The sequence below is a fragment of the Myxococcales bacterium genome, assembly GCA_012517325.1.
GTDB lineage: Bacteria > Lernaellota > Lernaellaia > Lernaellales > Lernaellaceae > JAAYVF01.
On sequence record JAAYVF010000026.1, the window covers coordinates 37,036 to 55,545 of the forward strand.

Here is an 18,510-nt window from a genome sequence, read left to right on the forward strand (position 1 = left end):
TCGCGGGCCGCTAAGGTTTTCATCCGCCGTCTTGCTTGAGGTTCAACCGATGAAACTGGTGCTGGTGCATCCACCCGAGCCGATGAAGTCGATCGCGACCGAGGTCGTCCAGCACCCGATCAACCTCGCGCAGTTGGCGGCCTTCGTGCGCGAGCGCCTGGGCGTGGAAACGGCCATCTGGGATTACGGGGTCGAGCCGTATTCGCCGGTGGGCTTGCGCGACCGGTTGCGGCGGTTCGCGCCCGACGCGGTGGGGTTTTCGGTGATGACGCCGCTGGCCAAGACGGCGGCGCGCCAGGCGGCGATCGTCAAGGAGACGAACCCGGACATCCTGACGATCGTCGGCGGCCCGCACGTTGCGGCGATCCCCGAACGGACGCTCGCCGAGTTCCCGTCCTTCGACCTGGGGGTGATCGGCGAGGGCGAGCAGACGCTGGCCGAGATTTGCGCACGGCGACAACGCGGCGAACGCTTTCCCGAGCGCGTTCCCGGCACGGTCTATCGCGACGGCGGCGCTTTGCGGATCGCGGCGGAACGGCCGCTGATCGCCAATCTGGACGATCTGCCGTACCCGGCGCGCGACCTGCTCGATTTTTCCCGCTACCAGGGCAGTTCCAGCCCGGGTCTGTCCAGCCGCCTGCGCAACATCACCGAGTTGTTCACCAGCCGCGGTTGTCCGGTGCATTGCTTCTTTTGCGGCAGCCACGTCACGCACCGCACCAAGGTGCGGTTCCGCAGCGCCCGCCACGTGCTCGGCGAGGTGCGCGAATGCGTTGAAAAATACGGCATCGACCATTTCACGGTGGACGACGACACGTTCACCTTCGGCCGCGAACGGCTGATCGAAATCTGCCGCGGCCTGCGCGAACTGGGCGTTTCGTGGGATTGCGACAGCCGGGTCAGCAACGTCGACGAGGAATTGCTGCGCCTGATGGCGCAAAGCGGTTGCGTCAAAATCGCTTTCGGGGTAGAGAGCGGCAGCCCCCGCATGCTCGAGGCGATCCGCAAGAAGATCACCATCCAGCAGGTGGAGCAGGCGTTCGCGGCCGCCCGGCGCGCCGGAATCCTGACCAGCGCGTTCATCATGATCGGAACGCACCCGACCGAAACGCCGGCCGAGGTCGAGGCGACGTTCCGCCTGATGCTGCGTATCCGGCCGGACTTCGTCATGGTGTACATCGCGGTGCCTTACCCCGGCACTTCCCTTTACGAGATGATGCAGCGCGAGGGGCTGATCGCGCGCGAGGACTGGGACGAGTTCGACATCGTGCGCGGCGAGCCGGTCTGGCGGACGCATCATTTTTCGCCGGCCGACCTCGTGCGCCTGCAGCGGTCCATGTACCGCCGGATTTATCTCCGCCCCGGATTCATCTGGCGCAAGCTGGCGCTGTTGCGCGGCCCGGACGATCTGCGCTATTTCATCGACGCCTTCGGCAAGTTCATCAAGTACATTTTCGGCAAGCGGCGTGAACTGCCGGCGCCCCGGGACGGCGATTCGACCTGAGCGGGAGTCAGCAGCCGCAGCCGGAGTCGCCGATCACCGAGGAGCGGCCGGCGTCGATGGTGGCGTCGTCGTCGGGCGAGCCGTCGTCGTCGGCGTCGTCGCCGGGCGAGGTGTCGTCGTCGGGGGAAGTGTCGTCATCGGGGGAATCGTCGTCGGGCGAGGCGTCGTCGTCGACGCTGTCGTTGTCCTGGGCGCGTAAGGGCGAATGCCAGACGCCGGCGAGCAGCAGAAGCAGCCCGATCGCCAATCCCAGCCACGGCCGACCCTTTTTCATCGAATCCTCCCGGACGATTCGACTTCGATCTTACCGGAAGTTGGCGCGCTGTCAAATTTTCCCGCCTGGAACTTGTGGTGCTCCCGGGAAGAGTGATAAAAAGTAGGGCAAATACGAGGACGGATGGCCCGACGATGACGAAAGAACCGGAATCCCTGGCGGCGGTGAAAAAGCGGAACAAGGAACTAGCCGATCAACTCGTGCGACTGGATCGCCGGTTGTTCGATCTGATGAGCCTGCTGCAAGCCAACAAGGCGTTCGACAACATTCTCGAGGCGCGCGAGCTTTACAACGTTTTTGCCAGCATCATCCATGAAAAGCTCGGCATCGAATCCTACGCGCTGTTCATCATGGATGAGACGGAATCGAATTTTCATCTCGTGCGCGGGTTCGGCCTGCCCGAGGAAATGCCGGTCGAATTTTCGTTTCCCCGCCAGGAAGGCCTGTTGTGGCAAGCCATCTTGCAGGGGAAACCGTTTTCCGTGGTGGATCGCGACGAGCTGCCACGGTTCCAGGTGCCGTTCGAAAAATTCAATCTGACCGTACTCAACAGCCGCCTGTTTTTGCCGCTGGTGCACAAAGCGCGGGTCGTCGGCGTCCTATCCATCGGCCCCAAAATGGACGGCTCGACCTTTTCCGAGGAAGACCTGGAATTCCTGTCGATCCTCGCCGCGCACGCCGCCGTCAGTTTCACCACCACGGCGCTTTACGAAAAAAACCAGAACGACAAGGCCAATCTCGACAAAACCGTCAAGAACCTCTCGATGCTCTACAACATCGGCCGGGCGATGATTCACATCAGCGATCTGAAAAATCTGCTGAAGTTCATTCTCGGCGAGGCCGTGAAAACCACCGAGGCGCAGAAGGGCTCGCTGATGCTGTACGACGCCAACATCCAGCGCCTCGTGCTGCGCGTCGTCAAAGGCCTGCCCGATCCGCGCACCGAGGAAGCGATCAACAGCGGCGAAATCGAATGCGCCACCTTCGGCGTGGGCGAGGGCATCGCCGGCAAGGTTTTTCAGACGCTCAAGCCGATCATCGCCAATTCCACCACTGACGACGACCGCTACATGGCGCGCGAGGCGTCGAACGTCGATTCGATCCTCTGCATCCCGCTGATCGCCTCCGACGAACCGATCGGCGTCATCAACATCACCAACAAAAAGAACGGCAAGAAATTCACCCACGAGGACGTCGATCTGCTCACGGCCCTGGGCAACCAGGCCGCCGTCGCCATCAACAACGCCACCCTCTACGAGATGGCCATCACCGACGAACTGACCAAGCTGTATATCCGCCGCTATTTCAACGTGCGCCTCGATACCGAGATGAAACGGGCCCGCCGCTACGGGCACAAGCTTGCCCTGGCGATCTGCGACCTCGACCATTTCAAAAGCGTCAACGATACGTTCGGTCACCAGGTCGGCGACATCGTGCTGACGAAAGTGGCCGACATGGTCAAGATGCGCGTCCGCGAAATCGACACCCCGGCCCGCTTCGGCGGCGAGGAGTTCGCCATCATCCTGCCGGAAACCGATTACCGCGGCGCCGTGGCGATGGCCGAACGGCTCCGCGAATCCGTGGCGCAAATCGAGTTCCCCGAAATGGGCCGCAACGTCACCATCAGCATCGGCCTGTCTTCCTACCCGGATCACGCCGACGACAAGCAGGGATTGATCCGCACCGCCGACACGGCGCTCTACGAGGCCAAACGCCAGGGGCGCAACCGCGTCTGTGTCTACGCGGTGCCCAAGGCCGGCGAAAAAACCGAAACGAAGCAATAAAACCCTAGCGGCGCGGATAGACCGGCAAGGGGCGGGGCCCGTCGGGCAGGATCGTCTCGGCGGTGATGGTCAGATCGTCCGGCGTTTTCCAGCGGCGATCCGGGCCGCTGCTGCCGAGTGTAAAGCCGTGTTCCCCCGTTTTCACATAGCGATATTTGCACCCCCACGGATCCTTGCGCGGGATGTGCGTGAAGGTTTCGGCGCGCGCGCTGTACCGGTAGGGGATCGACAGGGTGCGCCAGGCGCCGGCGTCCTCCACCGCGGGCATGAATACTTCCCATTCCACCGCGGGCAGTTCCTTGCCGCCGGCCTCGTAGACATGCAGGCTGCGCGCGACCGCTTCCATGACGTTGTGCGCGATGGCGAGACGGATCTGTTGTTGGTAGCCGGCCGCCGCGTCGGCCAGCAGGCCGACTGCCACCATCGCGACCGCGAGCGACGACGCCAGAGCGGATTTGATCAGTCGGCGGCGGGTGTCCCAACTCAGCGCCAGGGCGGTCAGAAACCACAGGCCGCCCAGCAGCAGAATCGGTTCCTCTTGGTAATCGGTGACGACCGCGACCCGCAGAATCCAGGCGGCCAGCAGGCCGAGTGACGCGACCAGAGCCCCGAGGCGGACGGCGCGCGGCATTACTCCTCGGTTTTCTTGGTTCCGAACAGGCGCTTGATCAGGCCGCCCTGTTTCTCTTTCTTGGCTTTCGCCGCCATCTTGCGAAGAAAATGATCGCCCTTTTCGATGCAGCAGCTCTTGTATTTTTTGCCGCTGCCGCAGGGGCAGGGGTCGTTGCGGCCGATTTCAATGACGTCGCGCGGCGCGGTGATGACGCTTTTGCGAAAGGCCATCCGGGGGCTGATTTTCGTGGTGCGGTAACGCATAAACAGGACTCCTTCCGGTTCGGTGACGACGCCGGCGTGGCGCGCGGCGAATCCAACCGGGCACTAATATTTAGCGAATTTTCCTTTTTTGTCGAGATGCCCGCGCAGATAGTCGATCAGCACGCCGAGGTAATCGGCCAGCGGCGGGCACTGGATGCCGGAATCCTTCAACAATTCGCGGGTGTGGCGGCAGTCGAAGATCGCGTGGTGTTCGAGATAGGTCAGCACTTCCTCGGGCACAGCCAGCAGCGGGCCCAGTTTCGGCATCTTCAGCGCGACCTTGATCATCCCCATGGGCAAATGGCCGAGGGTTTTGCCGAGGCCGAAATGTTGATAGGTCAGGTCGATGAATTCGCGTACCAGCAGCGGGTCCGGGTCGCAGATCTGAAAGGTCCGGCCGATCGCTTCGGGCCGGCCGGCGATGTGCACCACGGCTTGGACGAGGTAATCGACCGGCACCAGATGAAAATACGCGTCGCCTTTGCCCAGGCTCGGCAGGCGCATTTTCTTGAAGGGCGCGAGCAGGTTTTGCGCCTCGGCATCCGCCAGGGTGGACAACAGGAAATACGGGCCGTCGTATTTGTCCGCCTCGCCGGTGCGGCTGTCGCCGATGACGATGGACGGCCGGATGATCACCGTCGGGATTTGTTCCCGCCGTTGCCGGACCAGCGATTCGGCCTCGAATTTGGTCGATTCGTAATGGTTTTTAAAACCCTGGCCGTAATCGAGTTCGTCCTCGAGCACCAGGCCGGTCCGCAGGCCCGACACGTAGCAGGTGGAAAAATAGACCAGCTTTTGCAGCCGCTTCATTTCCTGGCACAAATCCAACACGCGGCGCGTGCCTTCCACGTTGACGTTCCAGGCGATTTTTTCGGCGATCGCCAGATCGTAGGCCGCGCCCAGATGCCAGACCTCGTCGACTTCCGCCAGCAATCGCCGATAAACCGCGTCTTCCAGACCGAACTGATCGACGGTCAGGTCGCCGACCAGGAACTCGAACAAATCCGCAGCCGGCAATTGCAACTCGGCTTGAATGGCCGCCGCCGTCGTCCGGGCGTTTTCGAGAAATTGCTCTTGCACCAACAGGCGAAATCGGATGTTCTGCTCGGTGGTAAGGATTTGCTTTACCTGATTGCGGCCCAGGAAACCGGGGAACCCGGTGAAAAACAGCGTTTTAATCGGCGGCTTGGCAGTGGGCTTCGACTGCGCGGACTTCTTGGCGCCGGTCGCCGGTTTTTTCGGTGCCGTGCCGGTTTTTTCTTTTCCGCGCGCGGCAACGGCTTTGGTCTGCCCCGCGGTTTTTTTCGCCGGTTTGAGCGGAGTTTTCGCGGCCTGTTTTTTCTTGCTGGTTTTTTCGGCCATGATCGATTCCCTACACGTTCTAAGGCTAGGTTAAATCAGGCAAAAACATCCTTCAGCCAAGCGCCTGTAACCTAACGCGTCCAACCGTCGGATGTCAACGGCCGCCGGCCTTGGGGGCCGGTGGGCGAGTTCAAGAAAAAATCTCAGGAATTCATTGATTTTTTTTCTTTTCAGTGGTTAGGTTGGACGTAATAACAGAGGTGATGGGTTTTCCGACAATTCAAACCGAAATTCGTCCGGTATTTTCACAACGGGGAGCGATTTCTTTCTAACCCGAGCGATTCGTTACAGGCGGATCGTTCCGCGAGAAGGAGGAGGTGAAGGCCTTGAAGTACGAGATCAAACACGGACCGTCCTTTTCCAGTTTGTTTCTGGAAATGGACCCGAGCGACAAGGTTCGCACCGAGGCGGGAGCCATGGTCGGCATGTCGGGCAATCTGGCGATCGAAACCAAGGTTTACGGAGGATTTCTCAAGGCGTTGTTCCGCAAATTGTTCGGCGGCGAAAGTGTTTTTCAAAACACCTATTCGCCCCAGGGCGGGCCGGGAAAATTGATTTTATCGCCGACGCTGCCGGGGCAAATCGTTCATTATCCGTTGCAAAACAGCGCCCTGATTTTACAGGGCTCTTCTTTCCTGGCTTGTTCGCCCGAGATCGACATGAAAACCAAGTACGGCGGCCTGAAATCCATGGTCAGCGGCGAGGGCTTGTTCCTGCTCGAACTCAAGGGCACGGGCAATCTGTGGTTCAACGCCTACGGCAACATCGTGCCGATCGACGTGGACGGGGAGTACATTGTCGACACCGGGCACATCGTGGCCTTCGAACCGACGTTGAACTTCAAGGTCAGCCGCATCGGCGGTCTCAAGTCGACCCTGTTGTCGGGCGAGGGTTTCGTGGCCCGCTTCAACGGCAAGGGCAAGCTGTACATCCAGAGCCGGACGGTTTCATCGCTGCTGGGCTGGCTGACGCCGCTTTTGCCGCGACACTAAGGAAAGGAGCGACAGATGAATATCGAAATCCTGCATCGGCCTTCCTACGCGATCGCCGATGTTCATTTGAATCAGGGCGAAAGCGTCATCGCCGAGGGCGGCGCGATGGTCAGCATGACCGACAACATCACCGTCACGACCAGCACCTTTTCGCGCGGCGGTGGCGCGGGCGCGCTGCTGAAAGGTTTGAAGCGCCTGCTGACGGGCGAAAGCTTCTTCCTCAACAAGTTCACCGCGGCGCAGGCGGGCCACGTCAGCCTGGCGCCGGTGCTGGTGGGCGATGTCGAACACATCTCGATGGACGGCACGAAAAACCTGATCGTGCAAAGCTCGAGCTATCTCGCCGTCAGCGAAGGCCTGGAAATGGACACGCAGTTCGGCGGCATGAAGGGCCTGTTTTCTGGCGAGGCGATGTTCTGGATCAAGTTCTCCGGCCGCGGCGAGCTGATCGTCAATTCGTTCGGCGGCATCTTCTGCATCGACGTGGACGGCAGCTTCATCTGCGACACCGGCCACATCGTCGCCTACGAGGATACGCTGCAATACAAAGTGAAAAAGGTCGGCGGCTGGAAGGCGACGCTGCTTTCCGGCGAAGGGTTGGTTTGCGAATTTTCCGGCAAGGGCAAACTGTACATGCAGACCCACAACGCCACCGGCTTCGGCCAATTCCTCGGCGGCAAGCTGCCGCCGCGGGAACAGTAGGAGGTCGCCATGAAATACGAACTGACAGGCAAACCCGATTTTGCGTTGGCGGAAGTGAGTCTGGACGACGGCGAAAAGCTCGTGGCCGAAACCGGGGCGATGGTGGCGATGAGCACGAACATGCAAATCGAGACCAAGGCCAAGGGCGGCCTGCTCGGCGGCCTCAAACGCATGGTCACCGGCGAAAGCTTCTTCACCAACACCTTCTTCCCGAAGGGCGGTCCCGGCACGATCAAATTGGCGCCGTCCGCGCCGGGCGACATCGAAGCGGTCGAACTCAACGGCGGCACCTATTTCATGCAGGCCGGCGCGTACATCGCGCACGTCGGGGACATCGAAATCGACGCGAAGTTCGGCGGCGTGCGGACGTTCTTCAGCGGCGAGGGGCTCTTCCTGCTGAAACTTACGGGCCGCGGCACCGTGTTCTTCGGCTCGTACGGCGGTTTGAAAAAGGTGACCGTCAACGGCGCCTACATCGTGGACACGACGCACATCGTGGCCTTCCCGGAGACGATCACCTTCAACGTGCAGCCGGTCGGCGGCATGAAAGCCACCTTCCTCTCCGGCGAAGGATTGGTTTGCCGCTACACGGGGCAGGGCGATATTTACATTCAGACCCGCAGCGCCCCGGCCTTCGGGCACTGGGTCAATCCGTTCCGGCCGGTCAAACAGAAGAGCAATAATTAGTCACGAGTTAAAGGCCGGCGGGCGTCCGTGGGGACGCCCGCCGGCGCTTATTTTTCTATGCGGTCTGCTTAATCGGGCAGATCGCGGACCGCCAAAGCGCGGTGCTTTTCGTACGTGTCGCGTTGATCGATCACCACGGTCCCCTGGCTGAAACCGACCACCCAGGCGATTTCCGGAATCGCCTCGGAAACCTCGCTGGTCCAGACCCAGACGCAACTCAGGTTGAACGGCGCGTGGATGTGCGCGGTCAGGTAGCAATCCGTCTCGTCGTCGGTGTCTTCATCGTACAATGGGATCAATTCCGCCCGGGTCGGCAGGCGCCAATCGGTTTTGCCGTCCAGCTCGAGGGTTTCGGCATAGGTGATCGCGTCGTACTGCGAAATGTCGGCGCCGTTGTCGCATTGCGCCCATTCGAGGTGTCCGACCACGATGGTTTCGCAGATGTCGGGGGTGTCGTTGTCGTCGTCGTCATCGTCGTCGGCGCTGTCGTCATCGGCGCTGTCGTTGTCGTCGTTGTCGTTGTCATCGTCATCGACGCTGTCGTCGTCTTCGGTTCCGCCGTCGTCATTGTCGTTATCGTCGTCGTCGCCGCAGGCGGCGGCGTAGACGCCCAAACCCAACAGGGCGGCCAGGATCAACGCCAGCCAGAGCCATTTCATTTGCCGCATGCTTTTTCTCCCTCGTCTCGTCAGCAACCGCAGCTGCCGTTGTCGTCGTCGTTGTCGTCGTCATCCGTGGCGGCGTCATCATCATCGTCGCCGTCGTCGTCCGGCGTTTCATCGTCGTCGACCGGCGTTTCGTCGTCGTCGCCCGTATCGTCGTCGGCGGTGTCGTCATCCGGCGGTTCGATACCGCAGAATTCGACCGGTTGCCGCACGGCGGTCCAGATCCCTTGCGAAACCGACGACCAGTTTTCGTAGGTGTCGTAATCCGCGTCGCCGAAGCAATTTTCGCACTGGAGCAGGATGTACGTTCCTTCCATGGTTTCGGCGACGTTGTCTTCATCGACCGTCACGGTGATGCCTTCGATGAAATTGGCCTGGTAGGTGAAATATTCTCGCGTTTCGGCCATGTACCAGACGTCGCGGCCGTTCCAGTGCGCGGCGCCGTTCAACAAAACGCTGTCGAATTCCGGCGGCATCAGCACCCGCGCCTGGTAGTCGCCGTCATCCTGGGGCAGGAAAGCCGTCGGGACGCTGTCGTAGGACGCGCCGTTGGTCGGCGTGAACGCCCCTTGGTAGCAAAGGTCGATCTGGTAATCGTGCTGCGGCGTCTCGGCATCGCACGGATCGCCCTTGCCGTCGCCGTCTTCGTCTTGTTGCAGCGGGTTATAGGTGATGTAACAGTTGTCGTCGCCGTTTTCGACGTTATCGCGGTCGCGGTCCTCGCAGGCCATCGCGGCGAAATGGAAAGTCATGACGATCGCGATGAACAAGACCGGTAAAAACAGGCGCCCGAGCACATTCTGCATGGGTCTCATCAGCGACTCCTTTCCGCTCAGCAGCCGCAGGAACCGTTGTCGTCATCGTCGTCATCATCATCGTCGCCGTTGACGCCGCCGTCATCATCGTCGGCCTCGTCGTCGCCGCTGTCGTCGTCCGTCGCGTCGTCGTCGGCCACGTCGTCGTCCGCCGCGTCATCGTCCGCCGCGTCGTCGTCGGCCGAATCGTCATCGGTTGTGTCGTCGTCGGGTTCGGCGCCGCAATAGGCCGCGGGCATGATGTCGCCGGTCATGGTGCCGGACCAGAAAGTGTCCCAGGCCACGGTGTAATCGCAATTTTCGCAGGTGCGCATCACGCCGACGCCCGCGAATTGATCCACCACGCCGTCCTTATCGGTATCCAGGGCGGTGGCTTCGGCGAAGGTCGAGGTCCAGGTGAGGAAGTGGGTGTTTTGGCCCATGAACCAGATGTCGCGGCCGTTCTGATGGCCGGGGCCCATTTCGATCGTATCGGCGGAAATGTCGGGCCAACGCATTTTGACGGTGAAGGTCGTCGGGCCTGTTTTAATCAGGGTTGTTTCGATATCTTCCCAACCCGCGCCGGTGAGCTTTTCCCAGTTGGTGCGGTAACAGACGCCGAATTTCATGCCGTGTTGCGGCGTCGAGTCGTCGCACGGATCGCCGCGGCCGTCGGCGTCTTCATCTTGTTGCGCGGGATTGTAGATGCCGGCGCAATTGTCGACGTCGTCCTTGACGTCATCCCAGTCTTCATCGTCGCAAACGACTTTACCGCCGTATGCCCCAACGGCCAGCAGACCCACCAGCAACACCCAGGTAAAACGGCGCGCCAGCCAACTTGTCGTGTTCATTTTTCCCTCCCGCTGTTCATTTTTATTGCGTGGTTTTTTCGAGCACACCGGCCAACCCACAAGCGATCAGCCGATGCAAATTTTGTCGAATTTCCTCCGGATCTCCCTTGAAAATGCCCAGGCCCATGCCCAGAAAATCGGAATAAAACGCTTCCTGCAGACTGCTGGAAAGCGTTTCCACCTGAAACACGATGATTGGCGGATCGAGATCGGCGCGCAGTTCGCCGCGTCTCCGGGCGGCGTCGATTTCGCGCTGAAAATACGGCTGGATCATCGACACCCGGTCGAAGAAGAAATCGAGATGCGGCAGATTGTCGATGTGAATGTGCTTCATGTAGAAGCGAAAATAGGCCGGATGGCTTTCCTGGATGAAGTGTCGCATGAACATCAAGTACTCGACCAGAAAGCCTGGGAGGCTGGCAAACTCCTGCGATTCTCGCCAGGCCAGAAATTCCTCGATCCAGATGCCGGTCGTATAGGCTACTTGGGCGGCGAATAAGGATTCCTTGCTGTCGAAGTAGTGATAGGCCAGTCCCTGCGCGACCCCGGCCCGCCGGGCGATATCGCGAATGGAGACGTCGAAATAGCCCCGTTCGGCGAATTCCTGGGTTGCCGCTTCCAAAATAACTTGTCGCGTGTGATCGCGGAGATGCGCGGTATTGCGGCGCCGTTTTCCCGAGCTTTCGGTTAAGGCCGCTTTTTGAACCGGAGTATCGATTGGCGCCCGCACGGTCATTCTTTTTTCCTTATATTGAACGATCGTTCAATATAGGGAATCTATAGCACGATCATTTCCCTGGCGCAATTGTTTTGTACGGGCTGTTTTAAGGCTTTTGCGGATTGACCCAAGAGTCGAAAGCCTTGCCGATCGTCTCGTTGAGCAGCAGCGGCCGCAGCTTCCAAAGCGGCGAATGGCCGTCCATTGCGGTGCCTTTTTCGATGAATTCCGTCAATAAATCCGCGCTGGTTTCCACCAAGGCGTTATAGAGCCGGCGGCCGGCCTCGGCGGAAGCCTTGCCGGGATAACCGTGATAGGTGTTGTCTTGAAAATGCCGCATGGCCCGGTAGATGGACTGGGCGACGCCAAGGGTGCGGCGCGATTTTTCGAGTAAGCCGGCTTTTTCTTCGTAACCGTAGAGATACGTGTCGTTCAGTTTGCTGTCTTCCTCGACCGGCCGGGATACCGACGGCGGCAGATTTTGCCAGCCGTCGTCGACGCATTCGGGCCAGAGATGCATCGCCAGGGATGTCTCGACGAACCCGGCGTGATGATCTTCCTTCAAATTGGCCAGCGTGATCTCGATTCGCGGATCGTCGCGCACCGCGTCGTGAAAGACCTTCCCCTCGGCCAGGCGCGCGATAGCCGCCGAAAACAGGCTGATGGCCGCGATGTCTTCCTTCGGGTTCGAGAGCTGGGCGGCGGCGTCTTCCAAAGCCATGAAATGTCGCGGGCCGCCGTGAAAACTGGAATAGCCCAGCCGTTTGAATCCCAGTCGCGTGAAGGGCAGCAGGGAATGGTAAGCCACGTCGCGCACCAGAGCCGGCGGGAAGGGCACCGATCCGAGCTTGGGCACCGTGTCGGTGGCGACCGCGTAGGGCGGCAGCAGCAGGAAATTCCAGTCGGGGTGGCTTTTCAGGTAACGCTCCGCCGCGCCGCGTCCCAGCGCTTCGGCGGTGAAAATGTCCTCGCCGAGCGGCAGGTGCGGTCCGTGCACTTCGAGCGGGCTGAAAACGGCCATGACCACCGTCTTGGTGCGGTCCAGCGCGGAGATTTGCGTATAGCTGATTTTCGACAATTCCAGTAACGGCATCGGCGCCTCCTTGGTAGGCGGACATCTTCGCACAACGAAGGTTTTCCGGGAAAGAGCCGGCGGGAAAAATTCTCGTTGCCTTGCGGTGAGGAAGGGAGATCAGACGATTTCGCCCGAAATGTAGCCCTTGGTCTTGGGATTTTTCGGATTGGCGAAGAATTCCTGCGCGGGCCCTTCCTCGATGAGTTCGCCCAGATAGAAGAACAGGACGTGGTCGGCGATGCGGCGCGCCTGCCGCAGAATGTGCGTCACGACGATGATCGAATAGTTGCGTTTCAGCAGTTGGAACTGTTGTTCGATCAAGGTGGCGGAAATGGGGTCGAGCGCCGAGGTCGGTTCGTCGGCCAGGATGACTTCCGGTTCGACCGCCAGGGTGCGCGCCAGCGCGAGACGTTGCTGCTGGCCGATCGACAGCCGCGAGGCGGCGGTGCCCAGGCGATCTTTCACCTCGACCCAGAGGCCGGCGAGACGCAGGTAGAACTCGACCAGCAGATCGAATTCGCCTTTTTTCTTGGCTTTCGCCTGGCGCAGGGCGGCTTCGGGGTCGAAATCCTGCATCGGGTGATGCTTCATCAGTTCGGCAAGGCGATCGAGGATCGCGTCGCGTTTCATGTCGTGGATGCGCGGGCCGAAGGTGATGTTGTCGTAAATCGACATCGGCAGCGGAAACGGCCGCTGGCTCAGGTAGCCGACCTTCTTCCGTAACTCCAGCACGTCGGCTTTGGGATCGAAGATGTTTTCGCCGTCGATCAGCACTTCGCCGTCGACCTTGATGCCGTCATACAGATCGATCAGGCGGTTGAGGCTTTTCAGGAAGGTGGTTTTGCCGCAGCCCGAGGGGCCGATAATGGCGGTAATCTGGCCGTCCGGAATATCGATGGAAACATTTTTCAGGCCCGCCTGGGGACCGTAGGAGATATTCAAATTGCGGACGCTGATGTGAGGCATTGTGCGTACCTACCGAATGATGTTTCGCGAAAACCGCCGGTTCAACAAGCGAGCCGCCAAATTGACCACCAAAACGATGATCAGCAAAAGTAACGCCGAAGCATACGCCCGACCTTGCACCTCGGGCAAGGGAGTGCCGATCTGGAAGAAAACGGCCAAGGGCAACGAGGCCACGGGGTCGAGGATCGAACGGGGGATGAAATCGGTATAGCCCGCCGTAAAGAGAATCGAGGCCGCGTCGCCGATGCCGCGCCCGAAGGCCAGCATGACGCCGGTGATGATGCCCGGCAGGGCCTGCCGGAAAACCACCGACAACGTGGTTTCGATTTTCGTCGCGCCGAGCGAATAGGAAATCTCCTTCAGCTCGATCGGGATCATCCGGATGATCTCTTCCATGGCGCGCGTCATGATCGGCAACATGAGCAGCGACAAGGCGATGATGCCGCCGAGCAGCGAGGCGGTCAGGCCGAAGAAAACCATGATCACGAAGCCGAAGGCGCCGTAAACGATCGAGGGCGTCCCCCAGAGGATGTCCAGCGCCAGGCGGGTGATGTGCCCGAGCGTCGTCCCGGCATATTCCCGCTGCAGGGCGAAGGCGATGGGCAGGCTTAGCGCGATCGAGATGATCGACGCGCCGAGCGTCAGGTAGATCGAGCCGACGATCGCATTGGCGATGCCGCCGCCGCCGCCGAGATAGTAACCGCCCTTCGGGGTCTGGAAAATCATGCTCAGGCTGAGCGCGCCGGCGCCGCGGATGACGATGACCAGGATGATGCCGCCGAGCGCCGCCACGATCGCGGCCAGCGAGGCGAGCATCAGGGCCTTGAAAATTTTTTCCTCGAGCTTGCGACGGCGCATGGGTCAGGGCCTCCGTTCAAGCCGGGCCAGCGTCAGGTGCGCCGCCAGGTGGAAACCGCCGACCACGACCAACAAAATGAGCGCCGCCAGCAGCAACGCCGAATCGTAGAGCGGGATGGACATCATCTCGCCGTAGTTGTTGGCGATCAGCGCCGGCAGGGTGTAGGCCGGATCGAAAATCGAACCCGGCACCCGCGGCACGTTGCCGACCACCATCATCACGGCGATGGTTTCGCCGAAGGCCCGGGCGAAGCCCAGGACGATCGCCGAAAAAATCCCGTGCAGCGCGCTCTTCAGCACCACGTGCTTGACCGCTTCCCAGCGGGTGATGCCCAACGCCAGCGAGGTTTCGCGCGCCTCCATCGGGACGGTGCGCATCACCTCGGTTGCGACCGAGGTGATGATCGGAATGACCATGATGGCCAGGATGATGCCGCCGGAGAAGAGGGTGTAGCCGGTGGTCGACCGCCCCAGGAAGCGGCCGATATCGCGAACGGCCGGCACGATCACGATGACGCCGAACAGGCCGTAGATGACCGAGGGAATGCCGGCCATCAGATCGATGACGATGCGGATGCTTTCGCGGTAGCGGGCCGTCGTGTATTCGGACAGGTAGATCGCGGCCAACAGGCAGATCGGGACGGCGATCGCCATCGCGATCAGCGTGATTTCGATGGTGCCGATGATGAAGGGGTAAAAGCCGAATTCGCCTTCCAGCGGGTGCCAAGTGCTGGAAAACAACAAATGGCTCAAGGATTTGCTGGCGAGGATCGGCCGCGATTTGAGGTACAAACCGGCGACCATCAGCAAGACGAGGCTGTTGGCGAAATACACCACCAGCCGCATCGAGCGCGTCGCCAGCAATTCCTTGAGCCTGCGTAATTGCATCTTCGGTGATCGCTTTCCGTTATTGGCCGATCTTCGTCAGGTTGTCGGCCAGCGATTGGTCGGTCAATTTGATGTAACCTACTTCATCGACGAATTTCTGCCCGTCTGTCAAGATCCAACGGACGAAATCCTTCGCGGCGCCTTCGAACTTGTCCTTGGTCATCAGGTTCAAGTCGCGTGCCGGGGGAGAAGGATAGACGCCGGAGACGACGGCTTTGATGGCGTTGGCTTTCGGGGACAGCATTTCCTCGGGGTCCACCTTGCCGTTTTCGTTGATGTCGATCGGCGGAACCATGATGCCGGGGAGCGGCTCGCCGGTTTTCGGATCGAAGGCGAAGTTCAAATTGTTGAAGCCCAGGCCCATCGGATCGCGGCGCACCGCTTCGGCCACGCCCGGATCGCCGTACACGCCGATGCCCTGCAATGCTTCCTGCGCCTTGGCGCCCAGATACAACGCCCACGTCTCGGCCGCGCCGCAAGAGTCGGAACGGGTATAGACCTGGACTTTGTCCTTCACCGGCACGCCGATGACGTCGCCCCAGGTCAATTCCTTTTTGTTGATGTACAGGTCGACGAAAACCTGGCGCTTGATGCCTTTTTCGGCGAGGCCCTTCGCGACGAGCGGATTGGCCGAGTTGATCGTCGGGAACACCGCGTCCTTCACCACCGGAACGAAGAAGGCGCCCTGAGCGGTCTCTTCCGCTTTGATCGCCCGCGAAACCATGCCGATATCCACCAACTTGGCCAGCGCGTCCGCCGCGCCTTTACCCGCGCCGCCGGCGGAAACGTCGATCCGGATGTTCGGATGAACCTTGTTGTATTCCTCGGCCCAACGGACCATCATCGGATAAAGCGCCCAAGCTCCGGAAACCCGCACCGTACCGGCTGGCTCGGCCGGTTTGGCGGCCGTCTGATCGGCGGGTTGATTGGCCGCCGGCTGGCAAGCTACGAACAAGCACAAACCAACAGCCAATACTGCCAGGATCCCCAATGCAATAAATCGTTTGGACATCTCTCTTCTCCTTTCGGATAAATGCGAACGGCCCCACCCAAGAGTGAAATACATGGATGATACACTCTGATTAGGCTACAATAACACTCCAGATGGAGTGTATTAGTAGCCTTAAAAGTTGTCAAGCGAAATCTAACACTGTAAAACCCCTGAAATTCTATTATCATACCTGCATGTCTGAAATGGATGTCATCATTGTCGGCGGTGGGGTAGTCGGCTTGTCCTGCGCTTATGAGCTGGCTGTCGCCGGATATCGGACCGTGGTTCTGGAGCGGCGAGGCCGCTTCGGCGAGGAAACGTCCACCCACAATAGCGGTGTCATTCATGCGGGCATTTATTATGATCGCGATTCGTGGAAAGCCCGGTTGTGCGTCTCTGGCCGTCGTTTGTTGATCGAACGATTGACGGCTTGGGGAATCGCTCATCGCCTTGGCGGCAAGCTGATCGTCGCCGTCGAGGATATCGAAGTCGGCCAACTGGAGAATCTGCTGCAGCGCGGCCGGGCGAACGGAGTGGAACAACTGGATTGGATCGAACCGGCCGCGGCATTGCGGCGCGAGCCGCAGATTCGCCTGCGCGCGGCGCTGCTGTCGGCGGGATCGGGTGTTTTCGATGCCGGCGAGTACCTGCACGGGCTGGCGGGCCGTTGCCAGGAGCGGGGCGCGTTGCTGGTCGCCGGCGCCGAGGTGATCGGCGTTGACGACGGAAAGGACGCGGTACGGGTGACGACCGCCTTGAAGGGCGCGGTGACGGGGCGGGTGCTGATCAACGCGGCCGGCCTGCACGCCGACGAAATCGCCTCGCTGTGCGGCGAGACCGGCCACCGGATTTATCCGTGCCGCGGCGAATACGCGTCCGTGATTCCGCGGCGCACGGCATTGATCCGCGATTTGGTATACCCGGTGCCCGATCCGGTCAGTCTCGGCGTCCACCTGACGCGCACGGTCCAAGGAGAATTGTGGATCGGCCCCGACGCCCGGTTCGTCGAACGGCGGGACGATTACGAAAGCGATCGCCGGCCGGCCGCCGATTTCTTGGCGCCGGCGCAACGGTTGTGCCCGGAACTGAGCACGGCGGATTTGCGTCTCGGGCCGTCCGGTATTCGCCCGCGCCGGACGCCGCCGGGCGAGCCCTTGCGGGATTTCCATTTGGCTCGGCAAAGCGATCGGCCGAACGTCATTCATCTGATCGGCATCGAGTCGCCGGGTCTGACCGCGTCGCCGGCGATCGGTCGACGGCTCCGTGAAATGGTCGAGGAAACCATGCGGTAACAGCAGGCGCCTATTGCAGGTAGCCGAGCGTTTTCAACCGCTCGACGTTCTCGACGTTCTCCGCCGGATTGAATGTGGGAATGGAACCGCTGGCCCAGAGAAAGACCTTGGGCAGGTCGTTCGGCGGCGCGGGCGGCATTTGCGGGGAATAAAAGACTTGCCAGGTCTTTTCTTGCATGATGTTCGATAGGTTGTCGAGGAACTGCATGGCCGCGGGATTCGTGGCCACGTTGCTTTCCGGGATCGGTTTGCCGTCCAACAGGATTTCGATCGACAACAATTGAAACGTTTCGTCGAAGGGCAGGTGGAGCAGCACCGGGAAAATCGCATCTGTTTTGAATTGGATCTCGCCGGTCAGGTAGCGATCGGGCTGTTTCCATTGCACCGCGTTGATGTTGCCGGCCATCACGATCGGCATCAGCGCGTGGTCGGCCTTGAAGACCAGTTTCCATTCGTGGGGTTCCGTTGAAACGAACCGCAGATTGATGAATTTTTTCGCCGTCCGGTCGATGAAGGTATTCTGAAATTCGTTGTAAAGAAGATGGGCGCGCAGCCGCCATTGCGGATCCTCGCCCAGGTTGCGCAGTTCCCGCGGATCGGTCGCCAGATCGTAGACTTCCTCCCGGTAGGCGCTGAAGTTGTAGATGTATTTCAGGTCACGGGTGCGCAGCGACGACCGCTGGTCGCCGTAAAGCAGATTTTCCGAAAGCACCGGCCGTTGCATCGCGCGGGCCGGATTGGGAATGATGCTGGAGCCGGCGAACTCGTTGGGCGCGGCGATTCCCAAAAAATACAGGACGGTGGGCGCCAGATGGATCGAGCCCAACAGCTCATCGCGGCGCGTGCTTTCCTGTCGGCCGGGAGGCGCGATGATCAGCGGCACGTGCAAGACCTCGTCTTTCAGGCTGTGACCGTGTTCCCATTCGCCATGCTCGCCGAATTCCTCGCCGTGATCGGCGGTCAGGATGACCAATGTCTGGTCGGTCAGCTGCTGCTTGTCGATCTCCTGCAGCAACACGGCGACGCGACGATCCGTGTCGCGGATCATGCCGTCGTAAAGGCGCAGCAAATCGTCGCGCTGCTCGGCGGATATCGGTTGCTCATAGAGACTGTCCCGCGTGGGAAAGCGCGCCGCCAGGGCGTTTCCTTTTTGCGGAGACAGAAACTCGTCGCTGACCCCAGGCACGAAATGATAGGGCATGTGCGGACCGATGAAGTGGCAGTAGGCGAA

At 60.5% G+C, this 18,510-nt stretch carries 18 protein-coding genes and 2 pseudogenes; 6 read left to right on the forward strand and 14 right to left on the reverse strand.

The window, feature by feature from the left end; translation table 11 throughout:
- Positions 1–49 precede the first annotated feature (49 nt).
- On the forward strand, positions 50–1,504 hold the full coding sequence (locus GX444_05565) for a radical SAM protein (protein ID NLH48058.1): 1,455 nt from the start codon (positions 50–52) through the stop codon (positions 1,502–1,504).
- Between the two features lie 7 nt (positions 1,505–1,511).
- Here GX444_05565 and GX444_05570 read toward each other — a convergent pair whose 3' ends face one another.
- Positions 1,512–1,778, reverse strand: coding sequence for a hypothetical protein (locus tag GX444_05570; protein NLH48059.1), 267 nt, complete (start codon positions 1,776–1,778; stop codon positions 1,512–1,514).
- Positions 1,779–1,912: 134 nt separating this feature from the next.
- On the opposite strand from GX444_05570, the gene GX444_05575 reads away from it, so the two are divergent.
- Positions 1,913–3,562, forward strand: a complete 1,650-nt coding sequence (locus GX444_05575; protein NLH48060.1) for a sensor domain-containing diguanylate cyclase — start codon at positions 1,913–1,915, stop codon at positions 3,560–3,562.
- 4 nt (positions 3,563–3,566) lie between these two features.
- Here GX444_05575 and GX444_05580 read toward each other — a convergent pair whose 3' ends face one another.
- The 3 genes and pseudogenes from GX444_05580 to GX444_05590 all read right to left on the reverse strand — a co-directional run bounded on the left by GX444_05580 (position 3,567) and on the right by GX444_05590 (position 5,800).
- Positions 3,567–4,193: a hypothetical protein gene (locus tag GX444_05580; protein ID NLH48061.1), complete on the reverse strand. Its 627-nt coding sequence runs from the start codon at positions 4,191–4,193 to the stop codon at positions 3,567–3,569.
- Positions 4,193–4,375 (reverse strand): annotated as a pseudogene (locus GX444_05585) (hypothetical protein). Before GX444_05585 ends, GX444_05580 begins: the two are co-directional and overlap by 1 nt.
- 126 nt (positions 4,376–4,501) lie before the next feature.
- The gene (locus GX444_05590; GenBank protein ID NLH48062.1) at positions 4,502–5,800 is read right to left on the reverse strand and encodes an NAD-dependent epimerase/dehydratase family protein; all 1,299 of its coding nucleotides are present in this window, start codon (positions 5,798–5,800) and stop codon (positions 4,502–4,504) included.
- A 326-nt stretch (positions 5,801–6,126) separates the two neighbouring features.
- Between GX444_05590 and GX444_05595 the strand changes: the two genes are divergently transcribed.
- From GX444_05595 to GX444_05605, 3 genes are read left to right on the forward strand one after another with little or no spacing between them, the layout of a single operon-like run.
- Positions 6,127–6,792, forward strand: coding sequence for a TIGR00266 family protein (locus GX444_05595; GenBank protein NLH48063.1), 666 nt, complete (start codon positions 6,127–6,129; stop codon positions 6,790–6,792).
- Positions 6,793–6,807: 15 nt separating this feature from the next.
- Positions 6,808–7,494 carry a TIGR00266 family protein gene (locus GX444_05600; GenBank protein ID NLH48064.1) on the forward strand — a complete coding sequence of 229 codons (687 nt, stop codon included), beginning with the start codon at positions 6,808–6,810 and terminating at the stop codon, positions 7,492–7,494.
- A 9-nt stretch (positions 7,495–7,503) separates the two neighbouring features.
- Positions 7,504–8,181 (forward strand): TIGR00266 family protein, encoded by a 678-nt coding sequence (locus GX444_05605; protein NLH48065.1) that lies wholly within the window; start codon positions 7,504–7,506, stop codon positions 8,179–8,181.
- A 68-nt stretch (positions 8,182–8,249) separates the two neighbouring features.
- On the opposite strand, the gene GX444_05610 is transcribed toward GX444_05605, so the two are convergent.
- The 9 genes and pseudogenes from GX444_05610 to GX444_05650 all read right to left on the reverse strand — a co-directional run bounded on the left by GX444_05610 (position 8,250) and on the right by GX444_05650 (position 16,008).
- The gene (locus tag GX444_05610) at positions 8,250–8,849 is read right to left on the reverse strand and encodes a DUF1566 domain-containing protein (GenBank protein ID NLH48066.1); all 600 of its coding nucleotides are present in this window, start codon (positions 8,847–8,849) and stop codon (positions 8,250–8,252) included.
- Positions 8,850–8,869: 20 nt separating this feature from the next.
- Positions 8,870–9,661 carry a hypothetical protein gene (locus GX444_05615; GenBank protein ID NLH48067.1) on the reverse strand — a complete coding sequence of 264 codons (792 nt, stop codon included), beginning with the start codon at positions 9,659–9,661 and terminating at the stop codon, positions 8,870–8,872.
- Between the two features lie 80 nt (positions 9,662–9,741).
- Positions 9,742–9,855 (reverse strand): annotated as a pseudogene (locus tag GX444_05620) (PepSY domain-containing protein).
- A 658-nt stretch (positions 9,856–10,513) separates the two neighbouring features.
- Positions 10,514–11,227: a TetR/AcrR family transcriptional regulator gene (locus GX444_05625; GenBank protein ID NLH48068.1), complete on the reverse strand. Its 714-nt coding sequence runs from the start codon at positions 11,225–11,227 to the stop codon at positions 10,514–10,516.
- Between the two features lie 88 nt (positions 11,228–11,315).
- Positions 11,316–12,302: a creatininase family protein gene (locus tag GX444_05630; protein ID NLH48069.1), complete on the reverse strand. Its 987-nt coding sequence runs from the start codon at positions 12,300–12,302 to the stop codon at positions 11,316–11,318.
- Positions 12,303–12,401: 99 nt separating this feature from the next.
- Positions 12,402–13,250, reverse strand: a complete 849-nt coding sequence (locus GX444_05635; GenBank protein NLH48070.1) for a phosphate ABC transporter ATP-binding protein — start codon at positions 13,248–13,250, stop codon at positions 12,402–12,404.
- A 9-nt stretch (positions 13,251–13,259) separates the two neighbouring features.
- Positions 13,260–14,108, reverse strand: coding sequence for a phosphate ABC transporter permease PstA (gene pstA, locus GX444_05640; protein NLH48071.1), 849 nt, complete (start codon positions 14,106–14,108; stop codon positions 13,260–13,262).
- A 3-nt stretch (positions 14,109–14,111) separates the two neighbouring features.
- A complete protein-coding gene (gene pstC / locus GX444_05645; GenBank protein NLH48072.1) occupies positions 14,112–14,996 on the reverse strand; it encodes a phosphate ABC transporter permease subunit PstC in 885 nt (294 codons plus the stop codon).
- Between the two features lie 19 nt (positions 14,997–15,015).
- Positions 15,016–16,008 (reverse strand): PstS family phosphate ABC transporter substrate-binding protein, encoded by a 993-nt coding sequence (locus tag GX444_05650; protein NLH48073.1) that lies wholly within the window; start codon positions 16,006–16,008, stop codon positions 15,016–15,018.
- A gap of 182 nt (positions 16,009–16,190) precedes the next feature.
- On the opposite strand from GX444_05650, the gene GX444_05655 reads away from it, so the two are divergent.
- Positions 16,191–17,279: an FAD-dependent oxidoreductase gene (locus tag GX444_05655; protein NLH48074.1), complete on the forward strand. Its 1,089-nt coding sequence runs from the start codon at positions 16,191–16,193 to the stop codon at positions 17,277–17,279.
- A gap of 10 nt (positions 17,280–17,289) precedes the next feature.
- Here GX444_05655 and GX444_05660 read toward each other — a convergent pair.
- A partial coding sequence (locus tag GX444_05660; protein NLH48075.1) for a sulfatase-like hydrolase/transferase occupies positions 17,290–18,510 on the reverse strand: 1,221 nt, incomplete at its 5' end.